Annotated in this window: 18 protein-coding genes and 4 tRNA genes; 10 read left to right on the top strand and 12 right to left on the bottom strand. The window is 40.3% G+C overall.

Annotated elements, in window-relative coordinates:
• From ACFI4Z_RS17870 to murB, 8 genes are all read right to left on the bottom strand, one after another.
• The coding region (locus tag ACFI4Z_RS17870; RefSeq protein ID WP_462670719.1) for a GTP-binding protein at positions 1-348 on the bottom strand (348 nt) is incomplete at its 3' end.
• Between the two features lie 136 nt (positions 349-484).
• Positions 485-560: transfer RNA gene (locus tag ACFI4Z_RS17875), tRNA-Thr, on the bottom strand.
• Between the two features lie 12 nt (positions 561-572).
• Positions 573-647 (bottom strand) — tRNA-Gly (locus tag ACFI4Z_RS17880).
• A gap of 45 nt (positions 648-692) precedes the next feature.
• Positions 693-777 (bottom strand) — tRNA-Tyr (locus tag ACFI4Z_RS17885).
• Positions 778-816: 39 nt separating this feature from the next.
• Positions 817-892, bottom strand: a tRNA-Thr gene (locus tag ACFI4Z_RS17890).
• A 120-nt stretch (positions 893-1012) separates the two neighbouring features.
• Positions 1013-1708, bottom strand: a complete 696-nt coding sequence (locus ACFI4Z_RS17895) for a type III pantothenate kinase (protein WP_462671730.1) — start codon at positions 1706-1708, stop codon at positions 1013-1015.
• Positions 1705-2697, bottom strand: coding sequence for a bifunctional biotin--[acetyl-CoA-carboxylase] ligase/biotin operon repressor BirA (gene birA, locus ACFI4Z_RS17900; RefSeq protein ID WP_462671731.1), 993 nt, complete (start codon positions 2695-2697; stop codon positions 1705-1707). The genes ACFI4Z_RS17895 and birA overlap by 4 nt, the downstream gene beginning before the upstream one ends.
• Positions 2694-3704 carry a UDP-N-acetylmuramate dehydrogenase gene (gene murB, locus ACFI4Z_RS17905; RefSeq protein WP_462671732.1) on the bottom strand — a complete coding sequence of 337 codons (1011 nt, stop codon included), beginning with the start codon at positions 3702-3704 and terminating at the stop codon, positions 2694-2696. Before murB ends, birA begins: the two co-directional genes overlap by 4 nt.
• Before the next feature lie 143 nt (positions 3705-3847).
• Between murB and ACFI4Z_RS17910 the strand changes: the two genes are divergently transcribed.
• A complete protein-coding gene (locus ACFI4Z_RS17910) occupies positions 3848-5692 on the top strand; it encodes a M1 family metallopeptidase (RefSeq protein ID WP_462671733.1) in 1845 nt (614 codons plus the stop codon).
• 42 nt (positions 5693-5734) lie between these two features.
• Here the strand turns inward: ACFI4Z_RS17910 and ACFI4Z_RS17915 are convergent, their stop codons facing one another.
• Positions 5735-6334, bottom strand: coding sequence for a DUF2057 domain-containing protein (locus ACFI4Z_RS17915; protein ID WP_462671734.1), 600 nt, complete (start codon positions 6332-6334; stop codon positions 5735-5737).
• An 88-nt stretch (positions 6335-6422) separates the two neighbouring features.
• Between ACFI4Z_RS17915 and ACFI4Z_RS17920 the strand changes: the two genes are divergently transcribed.
• The 4 genes from ACFI4Z_RS17920 to ACFI4Z_RS17935 all read left to right on the top strand — a co-directional run bounded on the left by ACFI4Z_RS17920 (position 6423) and on the right by ACFI4Z_RS17935 (position 10342).
• Positions 6423-6788 (top strand): histidine triad nucleotide-binding protein, encoded by a 366-nt coding sequence (locus ACFI4Z_RS17920; RefSeq protein ID WP_462671735.1) that lies wholly within the window; start codon positions 6423-6425, stop codon positions 6786-6788.
• 234 nt (positions 6789-7022) lie between these two features.
• Positions 7023-7679: a helix-turn-helix transcriptional regulator gene (locus ACFI4Z_RS17925; RefSeq protein ID WP_058562058.1), complete on the top strand. Its 657-nt coding sequence runs from the start codon at positions 7023-7025 to the stop codon at positions 7677-7679.
• Between the two features lie 106 nt (positions 7680-7785).
• Entirely contained in the window at positions 7786-9942 is a 2157-nt protein-coding gene (locus tag ACFI4Z_RS17930) for an ATP-binding protein (protein WP_462671736.1), read from the top strand.
• A gap of 136 nt (positions 9943-10078) precedes the next feature.
• Positions 10079-10342, top strand: coding sequence for a hypothetical protein (locus ACFI4Z_RS17935; RefSeq protein ID WP_462671737.1), 264 nt, complete (start codon positions 10079-10081; stop codon positions 10340-10342).
• A 17-nt stretch (positions 10343-10359) separates the two neighbouring features.
• On the opposite strand, the gene ACFI4Z_RS17940 is transcribed toward ACFI4Z_RS17935, so the two are convergent.
• The gene (locus ACFI4Z_RS17940; protein WP_462671754.1) at positions 10360-11775 is read right to left on the bottom strand and encodes a mannose-1-phosphate guanylyltransferase/mannose-6-phosphate isomerase; all 1416 of its coding nucleotides are present in this window, start codon (positions 11773-11775) and stop codon (positions 10360-10362) included.
• Between the two features lie 169 nt (positions 11776-11944).
• On the opposite strand from ACFI4Z_RS17940, the gene ACFI4Z_RS17945 reads away from it, so the two are divergent.
• Both ACFI4Z_RS17945 and ACFI4Z_RS17950 read left to right on the top strand, forming a co-directional pair.
• Positions 11945-15214, top strand: coding sequence for a methyl-accepting chemotaxis protein (locus ACFI4Z_RS17945; protein WP_462671738.1), 3270 nt, complete (start codon positions 11945-11947; stop codon positions 15212-15214).
• Positions 15215-15336: 122 nt separating this feature from the next.
• Entirely contained in the window at positions 15337-15822 is a 486-nt protein-coding gene (locus tag ACFI4Z_RS17950; protein ID WP_462671739.1) for a DUF4124 domain-containing protein, read from the top strand.
• On the opposite strand, the gene ACFI4Z_RS17955 is transcribed toward ACFI4Z_RS17950, so the two are convergent.
• Together ACFI4Z_RS17955 and ACFI4Z_RS17960 are read right to left on the bottom strand one after the other, a co-directional pair.
• On the bottom strand, positions 15817-16929 hold the full coding sequence (locus ACFI4Z_RS17955) for an aminotransferase class V-fold PLP-dependent enzyme (protein WP_462671740.1): 1113 nt from the start codon (positions 16927-16929) through the stop codon (positions 15817-15819). The genes ACFI4Z_RS17950 and ACFI4Z_RS17955 overlap by 6 nt on opposite strands.
• Entirely contained in the window at positions 16930-18102 is a 1173-nt protein-coding gene (locus tag ACFI4Z_RS17960; RefSeq protein ID WP_462671741.1) for a PrnB family protein, read from the bottom strand.
• Between the two features lie 145 nt (positions 18103-18247).
• Between ACFI4Z_RS17960 and ACFI4Z_RS17965 the strand changes: the two genes are divergently transcribed.
• The 3 genes from ACFI4Z_RS17965 (at position 18248) to ACFI4Z_RS17975 (ending at position 22851) form a co-directional block, all read left to right on the top strand.
• Positions 18248-18706 (top strand): Lrp/AsnC family transcriptional regulator, encoded by a 459-nt coding sequence (locus ACFI4Z_RS17965; RefSeq protein ID WP_462671742.1) that lies wholly within the window; start codon positions 18248-18250, stop codon positions 18704-18706.
• Positions 18707-18773: 67 nt separating this feature from the next.
• Entirely contained in the window at positions 18774-21494 is a 2721-nt protein-coding gene (locus tag ACFI4Z_RS17970) for an ATP-binding protein (protein WP_462671743.1), read from the top strand.
• Positions 21484-22851 carry an alpha/beta hydrolase gene (locus tag ACFI4Z_RS17975; RefSeq protein WP_462671744.1) on the top strand — a complete coding sequence of 456 codons (1368 nt, stop codon included), beginning with the start codon at positions 21484-21486 and terminating at the stop codon, positions 22849-22851. The genes ACFI4Z_RS17970 and ACFI4Z_RS17975 overlap by 11 nt, the downstream gene beginning before the upstream one ends.
• Position 22852: the final 1 nt, after the last annotated feature.

The raw sequence follows: 22852 nt of genomic DNA on the forward strand, positions 1-22852 counted from the left end.
AGTTTGTGGCATAGGGCCGTCAGTTGCAGCAACAACTAGGATAGCGCCGTCCATTTGAGCAGCACCAGTGATCATGTTTTTAACATAATCGGCGTGTCCAGGACAGTCTACGTGTGCGTAGTGACGAGTAGGTGTATCGTACTCAACGTGTGAAGTTGAGATTGTGATACCACGCTCGCGCTCTTCTGGAGCGTTATCGATTGATGCGAAGTCTTTAGCTACACCACCATATACTTTTGCAAGTACGTTAGTGATTGCTGCAGTTAGGGTAGTTTTACCGTGGTCAACGTGGCCGATTGTACCAACGTTTACGTGCGGTTTTACGCGTTCAAACTTTTCTTTTGCCATGACGGAACCTATCAGTTTTGTTTATCTAGATTACATATGAAAATAATCCACCAGCAAGTAGATTAAATTAAATTTTTCAAATTTCAAATAGTATTTTCTGACAGATAAAGGAAGTAATCAAGAAGATTCGTATGACTGGTGCTGATAGGCAGATTTGAACTGCCGACCTCACCCTTACCAAGGGTGCGCTCTACCAACTGAGCTATATCAGCAACACCATAAACTGGAGCGGGCAGCGGGAATCGAACCCGCATCATCAGCTTGGAAGGCTGAGGTAATAGCCATTATACGATGCCCGCGTTAGGAACCTGTTCTTAATCTACCTCTAACCGTCAAGAATAAAGTGGTGGAGGGAGCTGGATTCGAACCAGCGAAGGCTGAGCCGTCAGATTTACAGTCTGATCCCTTTGGCCGCTCGGGAACCCCTCCACGATAATTCTTTACTAAGCACTTCCGGTAAAAGGAAAGTGGTGCCGACTAACCGAGTCGAACGGTTGACCTACTGATTACAAGTCAGTTGCTCTACCAGCTGAGCTAAGTCGGCACTGCTTTAGTACGGGGCGAGATATTAGAGTAAGGCGTATTGGGATGCAACAATAAATTTGAAAAAAGTGTAACTTTTTAACTCAAATGCTCACAAATCATGCAAACAAGCGCTGTTTTGTTACTTTTCACACAATTCTCGCCAATAGTTTAAACCCTGCATAACTAATTGAGGTGCAAAAACAGCAGTTGGAAATTGCGCCTGAAGCAACTTCCCATAGCCACCCGCAAATATTAATTGAGGATTTTTATTACTCAGATGCAGCTTTGCTTGCTCAACCGCACCGATTGTTGCCACAAGGGCGCCATTTTTTAGTCCGTTTGGGGTGTTGATACCAAGCTCATTGCTAAATTGTGTTGTTTCATCATCAAACACGCGTTGAGTATTTTGCGTTAACGAACGGGTCATTAAATCAAGCCCAGGTATTATCCACCCTCCTAAGTGTTGTCCGCCTGCATCTAATACATCAATAGTGGTTGCTGTGCCCGTATCAACTATGATGCAGTCTTGTTTTGGCCATAACATATAAGCTGCAATAATCGCTAACCAGCGATCGATACCTAAGTTTTGATAGTGTTCGTAGGCACAATGTAGGTTTTGGAGCTGCTTACTAACCACTGCTTCATAACAAGGAATATTCAATACAGCTGCCTGCGCTAATTGCGCGTCTAACTGCTCACTTTTACCGACACAGGCATACACCACTTCAGTGACTTGCTGCCATGGCAATTTGCTTAAATCACAAGTTGCAATATTCTTCCCATCATAGTGCGCGGCTTTTAATGCGGTATTACCTACATCTATCAACAACCTCATTGCTGTACCTTACGCAAGGAGATTTCACCACCAAAGTAACTTTTTGCTTCGCCGTCTTGACGTATACGAATTCCACCTTGCATATCTATTCCTTCACAAATACCGCGCCAACTTCTATGCCCTGTGTTCAGCTCAACACATTGCCCTGCAAATGCATCAAGGGTATTCCATTGCTGATACATGTTTTGCAGGCCTGTTTCACTGTATTGTGCTAAGCGCTGCTCAAGATGGTAAGTAAGGTGAGCAACAAGTTTGTTTTTATCTAACTGCGAGGTGTGTTGGCTCAAATCCGTCCACGCTTGATCTATTTGCTGACTTACGCTTTGCGGCATTTGTAAATTTATGCCTATGCCAATAACGAGCTGACATGGACCTTGAGGTTGACCATCAAGTTCAACCAATACCCCAGCTAATTTTTCTTTATTAAGATAAATGTCATTTGGCCATTTTAGCTCTATATCTAATTGGTAAAGTGCTTTTAAGGTATCGTAAACAGCAAGCCCTACCGCAATTGACATACCCATTGCCGCTTGAAGGCCATCATCTAAACGCCAATAATAGCTATAATAAAGGTTTGCACCAAATGGCGACTGCCACACACGGCCTCTGCGACCACGACCAGCTTGCTGCATTTCGGCTACAATCACAGTGCCAGAGTCTAACTGTTGCTTTGCCGCTATACGGCGCATTAACTCGCTGTTGGTCGAGTCGATAATAGGTTGCACCTCTATTTGCGCAGTGTCGGCACCTAGGGCCCGGTAATAATGTTGAATCTTACTTTGCTCTAGTAAACCAACTGCATTATTCAAGCTATAACCTTTGCCATTCACTTTAAAAATATCGAGGCCCATCTCTTGTAAGCTTTGTATATGTTTACTCACAGCAGCGCGACTAATACCTAGTTGCTCTCCCAGTAGCTGCCCTGAGATAAAACCACTGCTATTTAACGCATTTAAAATTGCTAACCTATTTCCATCAGGCGCTTTCATGACGTTTCCTCTAAATCAATATGACATTCACCGCCACTTGCTATCAAGCGTACTTCATGTTGTAAACGTATTTGATAACACTGCCACACTTGCTTTTGAATATGTTGCACCATGGCAATCAAATCAGCCCCAGTACTACTTCCATGATTAACTAACACTAGGGCTTGTTGTTGATGCACTTCAATACCCGCTATTCGATACCCTTTTAAACCAGCCTGCTCAATCAACCACCCTGCTGCAACTTTGTGGTGCTCGGTGTCATAGATATAATGTGGTAATTGCGGGTGCGCTTTCAGCAATGCGTGTAACTGGGAGTTAGTTATTATTGGATTTTTAAAAAAGCTGCCCGCATTCGCCAGCTCATAAGGGTTGGGTAATTTACTGTTACGCGTTTTTATCACTTGCTCAAAAATGCTTTTCGCACTGACATCCTCAAGCTGCTGTAATGGTCCATAACTTAATTCTGGCTGCCATTTTTTTGGTAAACAAAACCCGATTTGGGTGATCACCGCTTTATTTTTTAAGCTATGTTTAAAAATAGAATCACGATAGCCAAATTGACACTCTGAGTTGTTAATTCTTACAAACTGCTTACTCGCGATATCGAAATACTCAACGTATTCAATGTATTTCGCAAGCTCAACACCATACGCCCCAATATTTTGTACTGGTGCTGCACCCACTGTGCCCGGTATTAATGCTAAATTTTCAAAACCCGGCATACCATGTTCAAGGGTATAAATAACTAACTGATGCCAGCTTTCTCCTGCAGCAACTTCCAATAAGTAGTCATGCTTTCGTGCGCTCGCAGTAATACCTTTAGTTGCCATTTTGATCACCTGACCTTGGTAGTCAGCTAAAAAAACAGTATTACTCCCTTCACCCAAAATACAAAAAGGACTCTCAAATGATTGCTGCTGTAATTGCGCGAGCTCAGTAATTTCAGTAAATACTGAGCACTGACTCGGTAATGAAAATGTGTGGAAAGATTGCACAGAGTGAGCCACAAAATGCCTCAAAAGTTAATTGTCACTAATCGTCCTAGTTTACCCCATCATCGTAAAAGGCGCACCCGATTGCAGAAATTGTTCAACCTAGCCTTGCAATCATGATATAAAACCTGCACTTCTTATTTGTGTTCAAGGTAATTATGAAAATCACACCTCTTTTTTTAAGCCTCGCAATGGCGGGTATGTGCTCGCAAGCAATGGCCAACGCTGTTGACCAAAACTCATACGCTAATCTTAATGATGTTATTACAACTCACTTAAACCTAGATTTAGATGTCGATTTCGCCGACAAGCAATTAGAAGGTTTTGTAGAGCATACGTTAGAGTGGCAAAATGCTAAAAGCACACGTTTAGTGCTCGATACGCGCGACTTAGATATAGATAAAGTGATGTATCAATCGCAAGCTGGAAGCTGGAAAAAAGCAGACTTTACATTGGCAAAACGCGATGACGTAAAAGGCTCTAAGTTGACGATTAACTTTAAAAGCCAAGCACAAAAAGTACGCATTTATTATAACAGCCGACCAGAAGCATCTGGCTTACAATGGTTAACGCCTGAGCAAACGGCAAGTAAATCTCACCCATTTATGTACAGCCAGTCGCAAGCAATTCATGCCCGTAGTTGGATCCCCGTACAAGACACTCCAGCAATGCGTGTAACTTATACTGCCCGCATTCAAACACCTGAAGACATTCGTGCGGTCATGAGCGCCGATAACAAAGACGCATTATACAAAGATGGTGATTACCACTTCACTATGCCACAAGCTATCTCTCCTTACTTAATTGCGATTGGCGCAGGTAACTTAGAGTTTAAAGCTATGTCTAAGCAAACAGGGATTTTTGCTGAGCCAGAGATCCTTGATGCCTCTGTTGCTGAATTTAACGACACTCAAGCAATGATCGACAAAACTAACGAAATGTATGGTGAATACGCATGGGGTCGTTACGACTTACTTATGCTGCCACCTAGCTTCCCATTTGGCGGCATGGAAAACCCGCGCCTTTCATTTATCACACCAACGGTAGTGGCTGGCGATAAGAGTTTAGTTAACCTCATTGCCCATGAACTTGCGCACTCTTGGTCTGGTAACTTAGTAACCAATGCAACATGGGAAGATTTATGGCTTAACGAAGGTTTCACCTCATATGTTGAAAACCGTATCATGGAAGAAGTATTTGGCCGTGACCGTGCAGTCATGGAGCAAGCACTTGATGCAGCAGGACTTCGTGCTCAGCTTAAAACAATTGATGCGCCTGATACTCGCCTTAATTTAAAACTAAATGGCCGTGATCCAGATGATGCGTTTAGCTCAGTGCCTTACACCAAAGGTCAGCTATTTTTAATCTACCTTGAAAACCAATACGGTCGTGAAAAGTTTGATGACTTTGTTAAAACCTACTTTAACGAGTTTGCTTTTAAATCGTTAACAACAGCGCAGTTTGTCACTTATATCGAAGCTAACTTAATTACAAAATACCCAGGTGTTGTTAGCATGGATAAAGTAAACGAATGGATTTTTCAGCCGGGTTTACCAAGTGATGCGCCTAACCCAACATCAGATGCATTTGACAAAGTAGATGCTGCAACCAAAGCTTGGTTACAGGGCTCTACAACCGCAGCGCAGCTGCCAACAGCAAACTGGACAGTGCACGAGTGGTTACACTTTCTAAATAACTTACCACGTGACTTAAGCATTGAAAAAATGACGGAGTTAGACAGCGAATTTAATCTTACTCAATCAACCAATGCTGAGCGTGCCTTTGCATGGTACATGCTCGCTGTAGGTAATGGTTATCAACCTATTTACCCTTCGCTTGATAAGCACTTATCAGGGATTGGCCGCCGTAAACTGATCGTGCCGTTATATAAAGCACTCATTAAAAATGGCAAGCGCGAATGGGCGCATGATGTATACATCAAAGCGCGTCCAGGCTACCACCCGCTAGCGCAAGGTACTATTGACGATTTGTTTTCAAAGTAAAAACTAATAAATATTAAAAAGGGTGATTTATTCGCCCTTTTTTTATTTTGTTACTTTATTTAAAAAACGTTTACGCTCTTCAGGACTGGCTTGTTGCCACCAAAAATCCAACATTGCCGCTGCACTCGGTGACTGCGCTGTAGCTGGCGCCGGTTTTGATATAGGTGCACTTACTGGCATGCTCGCTACTGCAGGTTTGTTAGTTGATGCAGTAGGTGCAACTTGAGCGCGAGGCGCAGTTATTGATGCTTGTAACGGCATACCTAAAGATGAGCCTTTAGCTTTTAAACTGATTTGCGGTGACTCTGCAAACACTTCAGCTGCTACGGCATTATCTGCACGATTAAAAACAATGTCGTAATTTTTGCCCTGATCAATAGTGACTGATACCCAAAACGGTTCAGAGTCTACAACGTGATGCTCGTCATATCCTTGCTCGTACAAATCTGAGTATTTTAGTTTCAGCGAGTAAGTGCCGGGGTTGAGCTCCAGCTCATCAACACGACTAAAAAACGAATGTTCAATGACCTTCTCACCTACCTGTAGTGGAACGATCTCCTCTGGAAAGTAAACCGTTTCAGCTAAAGCAGCTGAACTTAAAAGCAGCGAGACAATGCCACCAAAAAAGACTGATTTATACATATTAACTCCTTGTGTTTGATTTCAGTTTGACACTGCAAGCAAAGTTTGTCATTAGTGACTTTATAACAAACATTGGAGCAGAGTTAAAATGAGTGATGAAACCATCTTTACAAAAATAATAAACCGAGAAATTCCTGCCGACATCATCTATGAAGATGAGCTATCACTGGCTTTTCGAGATATAAATCCACAAGCCCCTTTTCACATTTTAATTATCCCGAAAAAAGCGATTGCGACAATTAACGATATTACCGAAAAAGATGCACCAATCGTTGGTCACTTATATGTTGTTGCTGCAAAAATAGCGAAACAACAAGGCTTTAGCGACGATGGTTTCAGAGTAGTGATGAATTGTAACGAGCATGGCGGGCAAACGGTATATCATATTCACTTACATATGTTAGCAGGCAAAAGTATGGGGTGGCCGCCTTATCAAGATAACAAAAAAGAATGAACACAAAAAAAATTCATACTCTTTTAGTGCGGGTTAAAAACTACAGGTGAATTTTGATAATAGTTAACTATTTCATTAAGATAGGGTGTTTTTATGTTACTTTTTTTTAATAAATAAAAAACATAACATCTTAAAAATATACTTTTCCTGCCCTTATATAGGAAATTTCTAATACGAAAGGGGTGGATTGCGTGATAGGATTAATTAGTTAACTTTATTCAAGAGTATGTAAGTATGAGTAGTTCAGCATTTTTGTTACTAGATCTGGAGCCAATCAATACCATTGGTATTAATGTATTAGAGCCATTATTAAAAACCCAAGGGCTTGATGTTACTACAGGCACAAATATTTTAGATGTGCCTGAAGGTACGCGCTTATTGTTTATTGAAACATCGAGCCAAGATGCGTGGGGTAAATTAAAAGAACAATTAGTAAACCTACGCGTTAAGTGCGATATCGTTTTATTTAACTTAGATGAAAATCCAGAGCTTGCCAATCGTGCGTTATTAAGTGGTATTCGTGGTGTCTTTTATACAACGGATAATGCTGATGTATTAATGAAAGGCATTCGTTTATTACTTGAAGATCAACTTTGGTATCGTCGCGATATCATGTGTAATGCGCTTAACCGTATGCTGCAATTTAACAAAGACGCACTTCACAAGTTGACTGAAGGTGATATTGAACCAATAAAACTAACCAAACGTGAAAAATCAATTATTTCATTAATGAGTAATGGTTCTAAAAATAAAGAAATCGCGGAAACACTTAGCATTAGTCCACACACAGTGAAAACACATTTATATAGTGCATTTAGAAAAACAAAGTGTCGTAACCGAATTGAGTTACTGTCATGGGCACAGCAAAATATTCCTGACGAAATTCGTTAAGCTAAATATTATTGACCAAAAAAGGCGCATAAAGCGCCTTTTTTGCATTTGCTAAGAACACAAATAGACTTTATGCTCAGCTCAAAGCGATAGTATTGGAATTAATATGCTCGATTCAGCCACTTTGTATTATGCCAGCGCAGCCATGATGGCGGTTATGACGCTGCTTAATTACCTGACTTGGCGTACCAGTAAGAATACCCCTGGCACCTTAATTTATATTTTTTATCCAATGATGATGTTTGCCGCCGTGGGTAGCTTTGCATTGCATGGATACTTAAATAACGTAGCCAGCATCAGTATCGCCAATAGCTTGTTTTTTTGCTCTTCAATCATACATGCGCTAGCTATTCGGCAATTTTTCGCTGACAAAAGCGCTGGCTTTAAAGTTTTTAGCGCTATTACAGCTCTTTTCGCCGTAATGATGATTGTGCTAGCTTTCAATGAATCAAGCTTACGCAGCCGTATTTTACTATCTGATTTACAACATATCCTTGAAGCCATATTTTTACTCTACTTATTCATTAAATACGGTTATAAAAGCTACCCCAATGGAAGTATCGTCTACATATCCATACTGACAATTATCACCTTAGTTTTTAGCGGGCGCACATTATTGATGGGCGACATAAACACCGCAAAGCTGCTTTCAGGCAATTGGTTTAGTATTACTTTATTTATAAACGGGGTAATCGCGCCGATGTTTTATGCAACAGGGATGGCGCTGCTGTGTAATGAGCGAAGAGAACAAAACCTAAATCAATTAACAGAAAAAGCCCAAAAAGACCTCGAGATCAGAGGGTTGTTTTTATCCACTATTAGTCACGAAATCCGCACGCCACTCAACGGTATATTAGGCAGTGCGCAACTGATTTTAAACCAGTCTAGTGACCCCCGCGATAAGCCCTACTGTGAAGCGATTATCAACTCAGCTGAATCGCTCAACCTGCTAGTCGACAAAGTCCTTGATTATGCCAGCCTCGATCAGCATAACGAAGCCTTGTATGAAGAAGACGTGGAGTTTAAAACTTGGCTTCACAATTTATGCTTACTACTGAGCCCCCTAGCAGAACAAAAACGGCTGCACTTTGAGCTAGTTTATAATTTGCCCGAGCAAGCATGCTATTACTGTGACCAACAAAAACTCAGACAAGTCATCATAAACCTTATGGGTAACGCAATAAAGTTTACAGATAAGGGCGAAGTCAAAATATGCGTTGATTTAGTTAAAGAGCAGCAACTTGAACACACTATACGCATTAGCGTAGTTGACTCAGGTCCTGGTATTGAAGCTGACGAAATTGAATACCTTACAGAACCCTATGTACAAAGTAGTGCAGGCAAAGAAAAAGGCGGAACTGGTCTTGGTTTAGCAATCACCAGCCGATTACTAGATAAATTAGGGTCTCATTTAGAAATCACCAGCGAACTTGGCAAAGGTAGTTCATTTAGCTTTGATATTAATTTGACACTCGGTGAACTAAGTTTGGTTGAACAACGTCATCAATCAAAAGAATATTTAACTGGATTAGATATTTTATTAGTTGAAGATTTAGACTTAAACCAAAAAATTGCGATTGAATTCATGGCTGATGATGAGCATAAAATTAAACTAGCTCGAGACGGTCAAAGCGCAATTACATTAATGAAGCAGCATCACTTTGATGTAGTTTTACTGGACATGAATTTGCCAGATTTAACAGGTCAAGAAGTGCTAAAAACACTTAAAGGAATAGAACACAAAAACCAACGCACCCCCGTGCTCGCGTTTACAGCCAGTTTAAGCCCAGATGAAATAAAAGAATATTTCTCTTTGGGTATAAAAGACATTGTAGGCAAACCGATTAAACAACATAAGCTGCGCCAAGCATTAAGTGACTCTCAAAATAATCAAACGCCTATTATCGCTGTTGAGCTTAGCGATGTGCTCTATGATGAAACTGCAGCTGAAACATTAACAAGCTCATTTAGTGATGACGAAGTGTCATCCATTTATAATGAATTTGTACTTTCTGCACGCAACAAGCTTGTTCGTGCACAACAGCTACTTGATGAAGACAAAGAGCAATGTATTAAACTCCTACATCGCCAAGCAAGCACAGCATTGCAACTGGGCTTTAATAGATATGGTGCAGAGCTCAAAAAAATAGAACGTCGACTATTAGATAACAAGCCACTTAAAGAGCCCTTATCTGATGTTATTGTGCTTTGGCAAGACAGTTTAGAGCAATATTTAAAGCATGTGAGAAGTGAGCTGAGTTAACCTAAACTCAGCATGTCTGAGCAAACTACTAAGTTACAATGTTTGCACACCATATCAACATACTATGATAAACCGATTGCTCAAGTGTTAATATTTTAGTTTAATGGGTACAAGTGAAATAACTAAGGATAGACCCGTGCTCATTTTTAAAGTTTTGATTTTAGTCGCTTTACTAAAGCTACTAATTAATTCTGAACGCCCTAAATTATGCGCAGGGATTTACACTGCAATAGTATTATTGATTAACTTAATGTCAGGTGTAGGGTTTCTTACAGCCATTGTTGCAACAGCCATTGCTGGTGCATTGGCGTTACTCTACTTTTGGCTACTCAACCATTTTAGAGATACCGCTATTTTCTGGGTAATACTGGTTATAGGGTTGGTTATTGGTCTGGTTTGAGTCGTCAAACCTAACTATTAATTTCTACCGTAAACATCGTCAAAACGTTCAATATCACTTTCATCCAGTATGCTACCAGTTTGCACCTCTATCAATACTAGTGGCTTATTTTGGCTATTCGCTAAACTGTGTATATGACCTGCAGCTATATAGCAAGATTGATCGGCAGTTAATACGCTCGCTTTATCTGCAATCACTACATCTGCAACGCCTGACACTACCACCCAGTGTTCGGCACGATGCTGATGGCGCTGAGTGGAGAGTCTACCGCCACTATTAACAGTAATTTCTTTAACTTTAAAACTACTTCCTTCCACTAACACACAGTAATTTCCCCAAGGTCGATAAACAGCCTGATGGTTAAGTAGCTTATCGCTTTGCTTATTCGCTAACTGAGCTAGGAGTTGTGGTAAATGTTCTAATTGTTTTTTATTTGCCACTAACGTAGCGTCATGGGTATGAATAACAGCTAAATTATTTACACCTAGAGCCGCGACAGTGTGGCCTTCTTCACTGTGAATCAGATTATTTTCGCAATTAAGCAACACGTCATCATGACTTGTACGATTACCTAAACTATCTTTATTAGTGTTTTGCCAAAGTGCATCAAAGCCACCAACATCACTCCAATTTAAGGCCAAAGGTAGCACCACTACACTATCGCTACGCTCTAATATTGCATAATCAATAGAGTCACTCGGGCATGAGCTAAGTGCTCCTTCATCCGCCCTTGTAAACCCTAAATCTTGGCTAAAATTAGCAGCACCTGCAACGGCGCGTGCTATTTTTGGCGCATACCTTTCCAGTTCGCGAAGGTAGCTTTTTGGCGTAAACAAAAACATGCCACTATTGAATGAATATTCGCCACTTGCCACGTACTGTTGTGCCAGCGCTCGATCTGGTTTTTCTTTAAACTCATCTACTTGGTAGCAATTTGAATTAGCTATTTTTGCGCCTTGTTTAATATACCCATAACCACAATTAGCTGTATCCGGCTTGATTGAAAAAGTAACCAGCTTTCCTTGTTCGGCCATTGCGATTGCATCTGGAAGCTGTTGCACTAAGTGCTCAAAGTTAGCGATATAATGGTCCGCAGGAATCACAAAAATAGGTGAGTCTATTCCCTGAGCTAATGCATACTGTGCAGCAAGCCCGATAGCAGGTGCAGTATTTTTACCTTGTTGCTCTAATAAAATAGCTTTAGGCGTTACACCTATGGCTTCGCATTGATGGCTGGCAATAAATCGATGCTGTTCATTGCACACTAATAATGCGGGCTTAAAGCCATCTCCCGTCACTCGTTGTAACGTATTTTGTAGTAACGAATGCTCATTCAGCAACGACAGAAATTGCTTTGGCATTGCTTGGCGCGATAAAGGCCATAACCTTGAAGCAATGCCACCAGCAAGAATAACAGGAGTAATAAGAGACATTTTAATAGCCACAGCTAAGTTTAATGAGGGTATTTTAACAGACAATAGCGCCGCCTTTATATGACATTTAAAAAATCTATTAAGCCAAATTCGCTTTTCAGGAACACTGTTCTAAACTCAACTGGTTACCTAAATTCGGTTTTTATGTTTATCTATAAAGGGACGTTAAATGAACATTAATACGGTTAGTCATTCGATTAAAAATTTAGACCTCTCAAAAAAACTAATAAGCGCTTTTTTGCTTGTTGCACTCATTCCTTTGGCCATCGTAATCGCTTTTTCATTATCAAACTCATCTAAGGCACTAAACAAACAAACCTACGCACAACTTGAGGCAGTCAGTGAAATAAAAAAGAGTGCTATTGAACGTCATTTTAATGATATTAAGTCGCAGCTTTTGTTTTTATCAAACAGTTCGTTTGTGCATACAGCAGCTGTAGAGCTTACTAATGCTTTTAATGATAAAACAGCTTCAACACAGCTCAGTTCTTCACAATATACTTTACTAACAGAGTACTATGAGAACACGTTTAATAAGAAGTACGCACAAGAAAATAAAAATGCGTCCCAGTCATTTGATATCCATTCGCAACTAACAACACAGGCGCTGTATTGGCAGTACTATTATTTAGTTCAAAACCCTTACCCAGTTGGAGAGAAAGCAAATTTGCACCGAGCTTCAAACGATGCTCAATACAACGTTGTCCATGAGAAACACCATGACTTCTTGTTCAAATTTGCTCAAAGATTTGATTTTTACGACATCTTTATAATTGATAACCAGTCCGCTGAAGTTGTTTACTCTGTGTATAAAGAAATAGACTTTGCCACCTCCTTAGCTACAGGCCCGTTTGCAAAAAGTAATTTGGCCTTAGCCTACGAACAAGCAAAAAACATTGCCGAAAATGAAGTCACCTTTGTAGACTATCAACAGTATTTGCCCTCTTATGATGCTCCCGCAAGCTTTATAGCCACGCCAATTTATGAAAAAGGCGTTCATACCAGCACACTTGTTTTTCAAATATCGATTGATGCACTCAATGTCATTATGACTGAACGGGCAGGTTTAGGTAAAAGCGGTGAAACTTACCTTGTTGGACCTGACTTTTTAATGCGTTCAGATTCATACCTCGATCCTAAGAACCACTCGGTTATTAACTCATTTCGTTTTCCTGAAACAGGCGCTGTTAAAACGGCTGCTGTTACACAAGCTTTGCAAGGAAATGTGGGTCAAGAAGTCATTACTGATTATAATGGTGCGAAAGTACTTTCCTCCTATCAGCCCATTAATATACTTGGCTTAAAGTGGGCCTTACTAGCTGAGATTGATCAACAAGAAGCATTTGCCGCTGTGACTCACTTAACCACTATTTTATTGATTATCTCGATAGTGTGTATTGTCATCGTGGTCTTTATTGCTTTTACATTCGCTCGCTCACTGACACACCCTGTACAACTGCTTGTTGATACCATGCGCCATGTTGAACGCCAAGGGGATTTTTCAGTTCGCTCTCCAGTGCTATCTAAAGACGAAATTGGCTCATCAGCCAGCGCTTTTAATTGCCTATTAGATGCCTTACAGAGCTCTATTTCGCAAACTAATATGGTCATGAATAAAATGGCAGAGGGCGAATTTAATCACCGTATAACCGTTGATTGTAAGGGGGAGCTATCTTCATTAAAGCAGGCAACAAATAACTGTGCGCACTCGCTTGAGCAAGCAATGTCTGAAATTAATCATGTTATTGATGAAATGAGCCAAGGTAATTTTTCAACGCAAATCAACACTCCGATGCTTGGCCAGCTCGCTACACTTAAGCAAAATATTAATGGTTCTTTAAAGTCTTTAGATAACACAATAGGTGAAATCGTGACTGTGATGGCTTATATAGAACAAGGTAACTTTACTGAACAAGTTACAAGCATCGCACAAGGCACATTAAAACAACTTAAAGAAAGCGTTAATAACTCTGTACTGAGCTTATCGGGTGCAATGAATAACATCAGCCAGGTAATGAGTGCGCTTCATGATGGTGACTTTTCAAAACGTGTAGAGCAACCCTTACAAGGGCAATTGGCGCTACTCAAAAATGATATCAACTCAAGCGTAGACAACCTTGCGTTGATCATCACAGATATTAATAGCGTTATGGCTGGTGTGAGCAAGGGTGACTTTACGCAACAAGTTGAGTGCGATGCCAATGGCGAGTTACTTACCTTAAAGTTTAATATTAACGATTCCATCATGGGACTTAACAATGCCTTCAATGAAATCTCAAGTGTGATGATGGCTATTAGCCAAGGAAACTTTAACAAAACAATTGATGTTGCAATGCCAGGCCAGCTCAACAGCTTAAAATTAGATATAAATAACTCAGTAGAAAACTTAAATACGGTAATTACACAACTTGCCACTGCAATGGCTGCAATGCGTAATGGTGATTTTAGCAAGCAATTGGATATGCAAATGCAAGGACAACTTGCTGAATTACAAAGTGACGTCAATAACTCATTAAGCATTACAGCAGATGCCATTGAAGAAGTAACGCACGTTTTAAGCAGCTTAGCGCAAGGTAATTTAAACAAACAAATTGAGCGAGATTACCTTGGTGTGTTTGCAACCTTGAAAGACGACGTAAACCAAACCATAAATAAATTAACCAGTGTTATCGCCAGCATTCAACAAAGCGCTAATTTAGTATCACAAAGTGCCTCTGAAATTGCGTCTAGCAATATAGAAATTAGCCAACGAACCGAAGAGCAAGCAGCAAATTTAGAGGAAGCCAGTGCAAGCAGTAACAATATGCTGGATGAAGTTGCTCAAGTTACGATGAAATCTAATGAGGCGGTTGCGCTTGCCAAAGAAGCACATACAACGGCCAGTGAAGGCGGAGAGCTTTCAAAGCAAACGGTGGATGCAATTAATGAGGTAAACAATTCAAGCAAGGATATTAATGAGATTGTGTCTGTTATTGATGATATTGCTTTTCAAACCAACTTACTCGCATTAAATGCTGCCGTTGAGGCTGCAAGAGCTGGAGATCATGGCAGAGGCTTTGCTGTGGTAGCCAGTGAAGTAAGACAGTTAGCGGGTCGCAGTGCCGCATCAGCAAAGCAAATAAAGGGGATTATTAGCACCAGTAACCAAAAGGTCAGTCAAGGGACTATTTTGGCAAGCTCTTCTGGGGAAAAACTTGAACAAATTGTGACAGCGGTCAGCGCTGTAAATGAAATGACCGTCTCTATTAATAACTCATCACTAAATCAGCAACAGGCAATTAAAGAAGTTGATGCTGTTGTACAACGATTGACGACATTGATACAAGAGAACTCGGCAATTACTGAAGAAACGATGGCGGCGGCAAAGCAAATGTCAGATCAAGCCAATACGATGCGCAACTCTCTACAATACTTTTCGTTGAAAGAAACGCTGAATTAACCTTATATACTTAAGCCGTTCTGATGACAAAGTTTGTACAAACTGCTGGCGAACTACTTGATGCTATTGCTAAACTACCCGAATAGAAATGGGTATATTCACTGTAATTTTAGGGATTAGTAATGCAGATGTTTTTAATCGTTGTTTTGTTTATTTTATCACTGCCGTTAACAGCCCAAGCCAGTACAGTTGTTTACAAGTGTGATGTTAAAGGTGTGACGACGTTTAGTCAGTTTCCTTGTGCTAAAGACGCAAAAGAAATCACAATCGAAGCTGCAAATGTTGCACAAGTAACTCAACAAGAAAAACAAGCTAGTACAGACTCAGTAGAAAGCTACCTTGAATTACAAAGGATTGACCGAGAGATCACTCAGCATCAACACTCAATCAAACAGTTAGAACAATCATTTGCTGAGCGAAAAAAGCAAATTGGTTTCATAACACAAGACAGTGCGAATAGAATGGGCGCTACGTCCATAGCCAATGCTATTGACATTCGAACGCGCCAGCTAAAAAATCAGATAGACCCACAAATAGATAACCATAAGCAAGAGATAGAAACACTCACAGCAAAAAAGGAAGATCTGCAGAGCAAAGTTGGATTATAATTCTTTTTTAATAACTTCGATAAACCGTGCAATATCTTGCTCATCATTATAAATATGCGGCGAAACACGTATTCCATAAGCTCTTTCGTCAACACTGATATCAGCATCAACAAGTGCATCTAACACTGCATTTTGTGCCGCTGAAAAGTGCAAAATAGCCGTACCACTGCATGCATCCTCGCTTCGAGGCGAAACAATGTAATCACTTAATGATTCTCTTAGCTGTGTCAATAAAGCCAAGTTGTGCTTTCGTACAGTTGCTGCACCTAACTTTGCAAAATAAGCAATACTATGACCAGCAATAACATAAGGGGCTATAGAAGGGGTACCTCCCCAAAAACGCAAAGCAGTGGAGTGATAATCAAAGTGATTTATATCAAACTCAAAAGGATTTTGATGAGAAAACCAACCAACATCTTTGGGCTGACAAACACTAAGCTGTAATTCGCTTACCCACAGATAAGCGGCCCCCGGACCTGAGCATAACCACTTAACACTAGAGCCTATCAAAAAATCGACCCCTACAGTGGATAAGTCTAAAGGTAATACTCCCGCCGATTGCGCTACATCTACTAAACTCAGCGTATTATTAAGCTTACAATACGCTGCTATATCTTTTACAGGCGCTTGTTGGCCTGTATTTGAATAGGCATGACTTATAAACACCAAATCAGTATCGGGTTTAATATGCTGCTGCCAGATTGTCGCATCCGTCAAATCCAAATCACGTGGAATATAATCAATTTGCGCCCCGTCAGGCAATGCTTTTTGCATTGCAAAGCCCATACTGGGAAAATCACTTTGCGCCATTAGCACCCGACACTTAGTACCTGTAAATCGCGGGTGCGACATTAAGATTTTAGTTAATGCGCTCGATAAATTGACTTGTGGACAGAACAACTCCTTTTTACTATTAAACAATTCACTTAACGCACCAGTGAATCTCTCAATTGTTCCGAGCCACTGCTGCCAAGGCTCTTTGTTAGTCGACTGCCAAGGAGCAAAAAAGTGTGCATTAAAATCATCCTGCCCTGTTTTTAGGGCTCGTCCTACCGAGTGGTTTAATAAATAGCACCCAGAAGTTAAATGAAAGTCATCTTTATACATTTACTTTTTTACCCATTGCTTTAACTGGGACAAGTCGGCATAACGCGTCTTGATATCATCACGCTGTGCAGCCGCACGGCGATCCCTAAGTTTTTCGAGTGAATCAAGCAATACATGCAAAGGAGGTCCGCTCGCCGTTACTTTTTGCATATGCTGCTGTTGCATCTGTTGCGCGGGCTGTGCAATAAACTTACTCACAAGCTGATTATGATGACCGATTGCTGTGTCTCCATGTAATTTACACACTTGTATAAACAACTTAACATTAGTTTGGAACCACTCACTATCACGCTGAGAAGCACAGGCGAGTAAATCATCCATAATACTTGGCATTCGCATAGACTCACGTAATATTTGCTGATCTTCAGGCATCATATATAAAAATTTGTCCACCAGCATTTGCGAATAACTAGGTTCATTTGCAGAACACAAACCAAGCAACATATCAATGACATTGATACCCGCAAAATCGCCTGCATTAGCGCCTCGATAAACCTCTTTACCCACGCGATAAGGTTTATAATAAGGCCTTACACAAAAGAAAAATCGCTCAGTATCTAATTGAGTATAAAGGGCATGATTAGATTCAATTACATCAAGTAAAGCCTGCTTAGCCACTTCGAGTAAATCTTTGCACAATGGATGAGAAATGCCTAATGGCTGAATTTTTAACAATGCATCGGCAGCACGTTTATAGGCCAAAATACCTTTAGTATTGTAATCTATAAATAGCTTTTCATCTGGTAAGTCAGTAAAACGCTTATACAGACCATTTACCGCTTTATTATGTGTTGTTAAATGTGCGGTTGCAAATCGAGGCGTTACACCTATTGAAGCACCAATGTGCATTGCTAAAGCAGATGCCTCCACTAATGGTGACGTGGTTTCCCGCGAGGGTTCAGTAATCTCATGGCGCCTGCATGCAGCCATATACAAGCCTACATTACCAAGTAAATCAAACGCGCTGTCAAAACCTTCATCAGTATTACCTTCAGCTAATAGCTTATTAATATGGGCATTACCCTCATGTTGAAGCTGGTGTTTATACTGCTCGCCGACAAACTCAACATTTGCTCGATCATCTTGTTGCCAGTATATTTTTTCAAGCTCACTGTTAATTTCAACAAAACGTGTTCTTAGCCATTCATCAAATGCTTGAGTGTTCTTGCTCATATTTATTTTACTTTAACTATTTTTATTGCATTTATGTTAACAGATAGCATAGAGTAATAATCAGTAAAAACTGCTACTTTAGACCTTTTAAATTAGTGAATATCACTCAAAGTGCGCACAAAAATAATAGTTGACGCTAAGTTTTATGAATTTAGATAAAAAAGATCATCAAATCATTATGCATTTGCAGGAAAATGCTCGCTACGCGGTATCACAACTGGCAAGTGATATTAGCTTGTCAGATACGCCTTGCTTAAGAAGAATAAAAAAGCTTGAGAGCACAGGCGTTATTAGTGGTTACCATGCTGCAATTAACCCTAAAAGCGTGGGGCTGAATGTTCTGGTATATGCATTTGTACGCTTAAATCAAAACTCAGTCGCAGCAGCGAATACATTTGAAATGCAAACTAACAAGTTTGATCATATTTTAGAGTGTTCTGTAATATCTGGTAGCTACGACTATTTATTGAAAATAGTGGCGACAGATCTAGAAAGCTATGAACACTTTGTTAAATTTAACCTAGGTAGTATCGATTGTATTGCTAATATTGAATCCACCGTGGTATTAAAGCAAACATTTAGCAAAAAGCGGCTACCTTTATAAAGAGTAGAGAATCCGCCTTTTAGCGATTCAGTTATACTAAATAAGAATAATAAAGGAATATAGCACAATGCAGGTAAACGTTTTCCAGACGAAAATAAGTTCGTGTTGTTTTTACGTTCTTTTTGCCATGGCTTATTTATACTCAGGGAAGCTACTCACCGCTTTTGCTTTTCAGTCACAAGTTATCCCAATTTGGTTACCCGCTGGTATCGCACTTGTTGGTTGCTTTATTTGGTGGTTGCGCTTCGTGCCTGCACTTTTTCTTGCCTCCGTGTTCTTTAATCTCAGTATCGGCGATAATCCGCTTGCTCAAGATGTACTTATTGGCAGCACTCAAAAGGAAGTGACGCTTATTGGTCTTGGAGTGGTATTGCAAGCACTTACCGGAGCGGCATTATTAAAATATTGGCTTGGCCACCCTTTATATCTTAAAACCAGAAAGTCCATTATTTACTTTATTCTTATTGTTGGCTTTATTGTTAGCTTACTATCAGCAAACATTGGCGTTTATGCATTATCGGAATTTAACCCTGCTTACAGTAGTGAAAACCATTGGCGGAATGTTTTATATTGGTGGTTAGGAGATACACTAGGTGTACTAATTGCTACTCCCCTATTATTAGCGCTTGTCCAACCAAAGCATCAGCAATACCATGTTGCTCCTTTTCCAACCATTGCGGTATGCCTTGTATTATTTTTATCTGTTGCAGCAACTACAAAGCTTTATAATGAAAAAAGCAGCTCTAATGCTCTGCAAATCGCAACAAGAGAAGCCTCAGTCATTGAAAATAGCTTATTGCGTCACTTAAGTCACAGCCAAGTTGCTGTGCAAAGTTTAGCGAGTTTAATTCAGTCTAGGCCAACTTTAGATCAACGAGAATTCGTTAGCTATACATCTGAGCTACTCGCACAAAACACTTATATTAAAGCGCTTTCTTGGAATGAAAAAATCACTCAAGATGATATTCCCGCCTTCACCCAACAAATGCGTGACATTTATAGCACAGATATAAAAATCAAGGGCTCACCACAAACCGCTAACGAGCCATTAGTCGTGGTTAAGTACATAAACCCGCTTAAAACAAACCAATCGGCACTTGGTTTTAATGTGTATTCGCGTGCCGACAGGCGCGCAACACTGCTTGACCCCAGTATAAAATACCAACCTGTTAGCACTAAAATAATTCAATTAGTGCAAACAACAACACCCGAACCTGCCTACTTGTTGTTTGCTCCGGTGTATCATCACAGCAATGATGGTACAAAAATTGAAGGCTACGCAACTGGCGTCTTTTTGGTTGAAAGCATTATAAAGCAAGCCATTTCACAAGAGCAGCTTGCCATGTTTGACATCACTATGTATCAAGATCAAATTCAGAATCCATTTTTTAGTAATGCCCAACAAACCTCGACGAAAAACCCGCAGCTAACCACGATAACAATTAATTTTTCAAGTCAAAAGTGGTTCATTGATTTAACTATAAAAGATGAATTCATTCCGCATCAAACCAATCAATTCACCTTATTGCTTTTGGTCTTACAAGTTGTCGTATGTAGCCTTATTTTATTGGTGCTTTTGCTGTTTAACCATCAGCATATTGCACTTTCTCGCTTGGTGAGTGAGCGAACCCGCTCACTCGAGAGTGCTAAAAAGCAGTCCGATGAAGCCAATAAAGCGAAAAGTCGGTTTTTAGCGAATATGAGTCATGAGATCCGCACCCCTTTAAACGCTGTTATTGGCTTTTCAAGTCTTGCAAATAAAGGTGACGATACCTCAACGCTCCTGCACTATATTGAACAAATTAACCTGGCCTCAAAGTCGTTGCTTACTCTTGTTAACGACGTACTTGATATCTCAAAAATTGAATCGCAAAAGCTGGTTTTAGAGCAACGACCATTTGATTTAAATGCATTATTAAAGCGCCTTGATAGCATGTTCAAGCAAATGGCTAAGCACAAAGGAATTGAGTGGCGTGTTAATAACCAGTTAGCTGATGATACTTGGTTTGAAGGGGATGAATTACGCATTGAACAAATCTTGCTAAACCTATGCAGCAACGCCATTAAATTTACCCACCAAGGGCAGGTTACGCTGACGGTGTTAGCACTAGAGAGATCAGATGAAAAACGACTTATTTCGTTTAGTGTGGTCGATACAGGTGTGGGTATCCCCCCCTCTATTCAAGCAAACTTATTTGATGCTTTTACCCAAGCAGATGATTCAACGTCTCGTCGTTTTGGTGGAACAGGCTTAGGGCTAACAATAGCTAAAGAGCTTAGCTTGTTAATGCATGGCGATATCACCTTACAAAGCGAAGAGAATAAAGGCTCAAACTTTACCTTTACTGTTGAACTTAACACCAAACCAGCACAAAAAGCACCCGAACGCCTTAATAAGCAGGTAGATTTAAGCCAACTAACCATCCTTGTCGCTGAAGATAACAAAATAAACCAAATGGTTATAAAGACGATGCTTGATTCTTTAGGCATCAAACCTACGCTTGTTGAAAATGGTGAACTTGCCGTTGAGCACGTGAAAAATAATCACGTTGATTTAGTTTTGATGGACTGCCAAATGCCTGTCATGGACGGTTATCAAGCAACCATTAATATTCGTCAATTTAAAGATGCTGATGAGCTGCCCATTGTTGCCCTCACTGCAGACGTAATGCCGCAAGATAAAGCTCATGCATTAGCAGTTGGTTTTAATCAACACCTTGCAAAACCTCTCGATCTCGCTAAGCTAGCCGAATGCTTAACTTATTATGTTATTAATAATGAAGATTAAAAACACTATTAGCTTATTTAGCTTTTTCGCCTCAATTTGTTTTAGTGTGTCTGCATTTGCTGCGACGAGTGTAAATTGCGTGAGCCAATTAACAGATCTCGATTTTATTATTAGCAGCAAAAGTCAGGGCCTCTTACGATTTCAAAATACGCCCTCAGAGCATAATTTTGCATATCACTCTGATACCAGCTTTAATGATTACTTAGATTTTGCTTATCAACATATATTGCACAGTAATCCACGTGCGGCCATGCCATGCCCATTATCGACAACAACCTATAAACAACTGGTGAAGCAAGGGTCACGACCCGAAAAATCCAATATAGCCGACCTTGTTGCCCCTTTCGAACTTCGCCAACCAGGTAACCAAAAGGCTGTTTTACTGGTGCATGGCTTAACTGATTCACCGTTTACATACCATGATTTAGCGCAAACTTACTTCCAACAAGGCTACACCGTTAGAACGCTCCTTTTACCAGGTCACGGCACAGCCCCTGATGCATTGAAAGACGTTAATGCCCAGCAATGGCAGCAAGCCACTGACTACGCTATAAATCGAACCCTAAAAGACTATAAGCATGTCGTATTAGGCGGGTACTCTACCGGTGCCGCGCTACTCATTAATTACTTAACAACTCACCCCGTAAATGAAAGAGTTAAGGCTTTAATGCTATTCTCTCCTGCCAGCGAGCCACATAATAAAAATGGTTGGGCAGCCAAGTGGATTGATTTAATCCCCTTTGTTAATTGGATTGACGAAGATGCTGATATAGATTTCGCCAAATATGAGTCTTTCCCTTGGAATGCAGCAGCTGCGGCTGATGATGCAATGCGCACCATTGCAGTAAATAATTTAGCGCAACGCAGGTTTCCTGCTATCCCTGTTTTTACTGCCTTAAGTGATATTGATACCACTATCGATAGTAAAGCCACGTTCGCGCTACTCTCGGCTCTGCATAAAATAAGCCCCCACAATACGGGCAGCCCCGATACTTTAGTACTCTATGGCGAAAAAAATATAATACCGGATTACTTTCCTGACAGTTACACAATTCATAACCCACAATGTCGTTCTAGCGACTGCAAAGATATTCAAGGGATATCGCATATCGCAGTCGTAAACTCACCTAATAACCCCCATTATGGTATAAACGCAACCTATCGTAACTGTGGCAGTTACCTCGATGATGAATCCCTTTACACACTATGTAAAACAACCGCGCAAACGACCCTCGGTGAACGAACAGCAGATAATGTAGCTCGTTTCCAGCCCTTTCAACGTTTAACATTTAACCCTTATTTTAATGAGCTAAGTAGTCAGATAACACAGTTTTTAAACGCTATTGAACAAAAATAGA

This window comes from Pseudoalteromonas sp. RWi3, from assembly GCF_054960735.1.

What these genes read in the sequence shown, in the direction of transcription:
- ACFI4Z_RS17895 (WP_462671730.1), bottom strand. Translation starts at nt 1,708, where the DNA reads ATGAGGTTGTTGATAGATGTAGGTAATACCGCATTAAAAGCCGCGCAC.
- birA (WP_462671731.1), bottom strand. Translation starts at nt 2,697, where the DNA reads ATGAAAGCGCCTGATGGAAATAGGTTAGCAATTTTAAATGCGTTAAAT.
- ACFI4Z_RS17910 (WP_462671733.1), top strand. Translation starts at nt 3,848, where the DNA reads ATGAAAATCACACCTCTTTTTTTAAGCCTCGCAATGGCGGGTATGTGC.
- ACFI4Z_RS17915 (WP_462671734.1), bottom strand. Translation starts at nt 6,334, where the DNA reads ATGTATAAATCAGTCTTTTTTGGTGGCATTGTCTCGCTGCTTTTAAGT.
- ACFI4Z_RS17920 (WP_462671735.1), top strand. Translation starts at nt 6,423, where the DNA reads ATGAGTGATGAAACCATCTTTACAAAAATAATAAACCGAGAAATTCCT.
- ACFI4Z_RS17925 (WP_058562058.1), top strand. Translation starts at nt 7,023, where the DNA reads ATGAGTAGTTCAGCATTTTTGTTACTAGATCTGGAGCCAATCAATACC.
- ACFI4Z_RS17930 (WP_462671736.1), top strand. Translation starts at nt 7,786, where the DNA reads ATGCTCGATTCAGCCACTTTGTATTATGCCAGCGCAGCCATGATGGCG.
- ACFI4Z_RS17940 (WP_462671754.1), bottom strand. Translation starts at nt 11,775, where the DNA reads ATGTCTCTTATTACTCCTGTTATTCTTGCTGGTGGCATTGCTTCAAGG.
- ACFI4Z_RS17945 (WP_462671738.1), top strand. Translation starts at nt 11,945, where the DNA reads ATGAACATTAATACGGTTAGTCATTCGATTAAAAATTTAGACCTCTCA.
- ACFI4Z_RS17950 (WP_462671739.1), top strand. Translation starts at nt 15,337, where the DNA reads ATGCAGATGTTTTTAATCGTTGTTTTGTTTATTTTATCACTGCCGTTA.
- ACFI4Z_RS17955 (WP_462671740.1), bottom strand. Translation starts at nt 16,929, where the DNA reads ATGTATAAAGATGACTTTCATTTAACTTCTGGGTGCTATTTATTAAAC.
- ACFI4Z_RS17960 (WP_462671741.1), bottom strand. Translation starts at nt 18,102, where the DNA reads ATGAGCAAGAACACTCAAGCATTTGATGAATGGCTAAGAACACGTTTT.
- ACFI4Z_RS17965 (WP_462671742.1), top strand. Translation starts at nt 18,248, where the DNA reads ATGAATTTAGATAAAAAAGATCATCAAATCATTATGCATTTGCAGGAA.
- ACFI4Z_RS17970 (WP_462671743.1), top strand. Translation starts at nt 18,774, where the DNA reads ATGCAGGTAAACGTTTTCCAGACGAAAATAAGTTCGTGTTGTTTTTAC.
- ACFI4Z_RS17975 (WP_462671744.1), top strand. Translation starts at nt 21,484, where the DNA reads ATGAAGATTAAAAACACTATTAGCTTATTTAGCTTTTTCGCCTCAATT.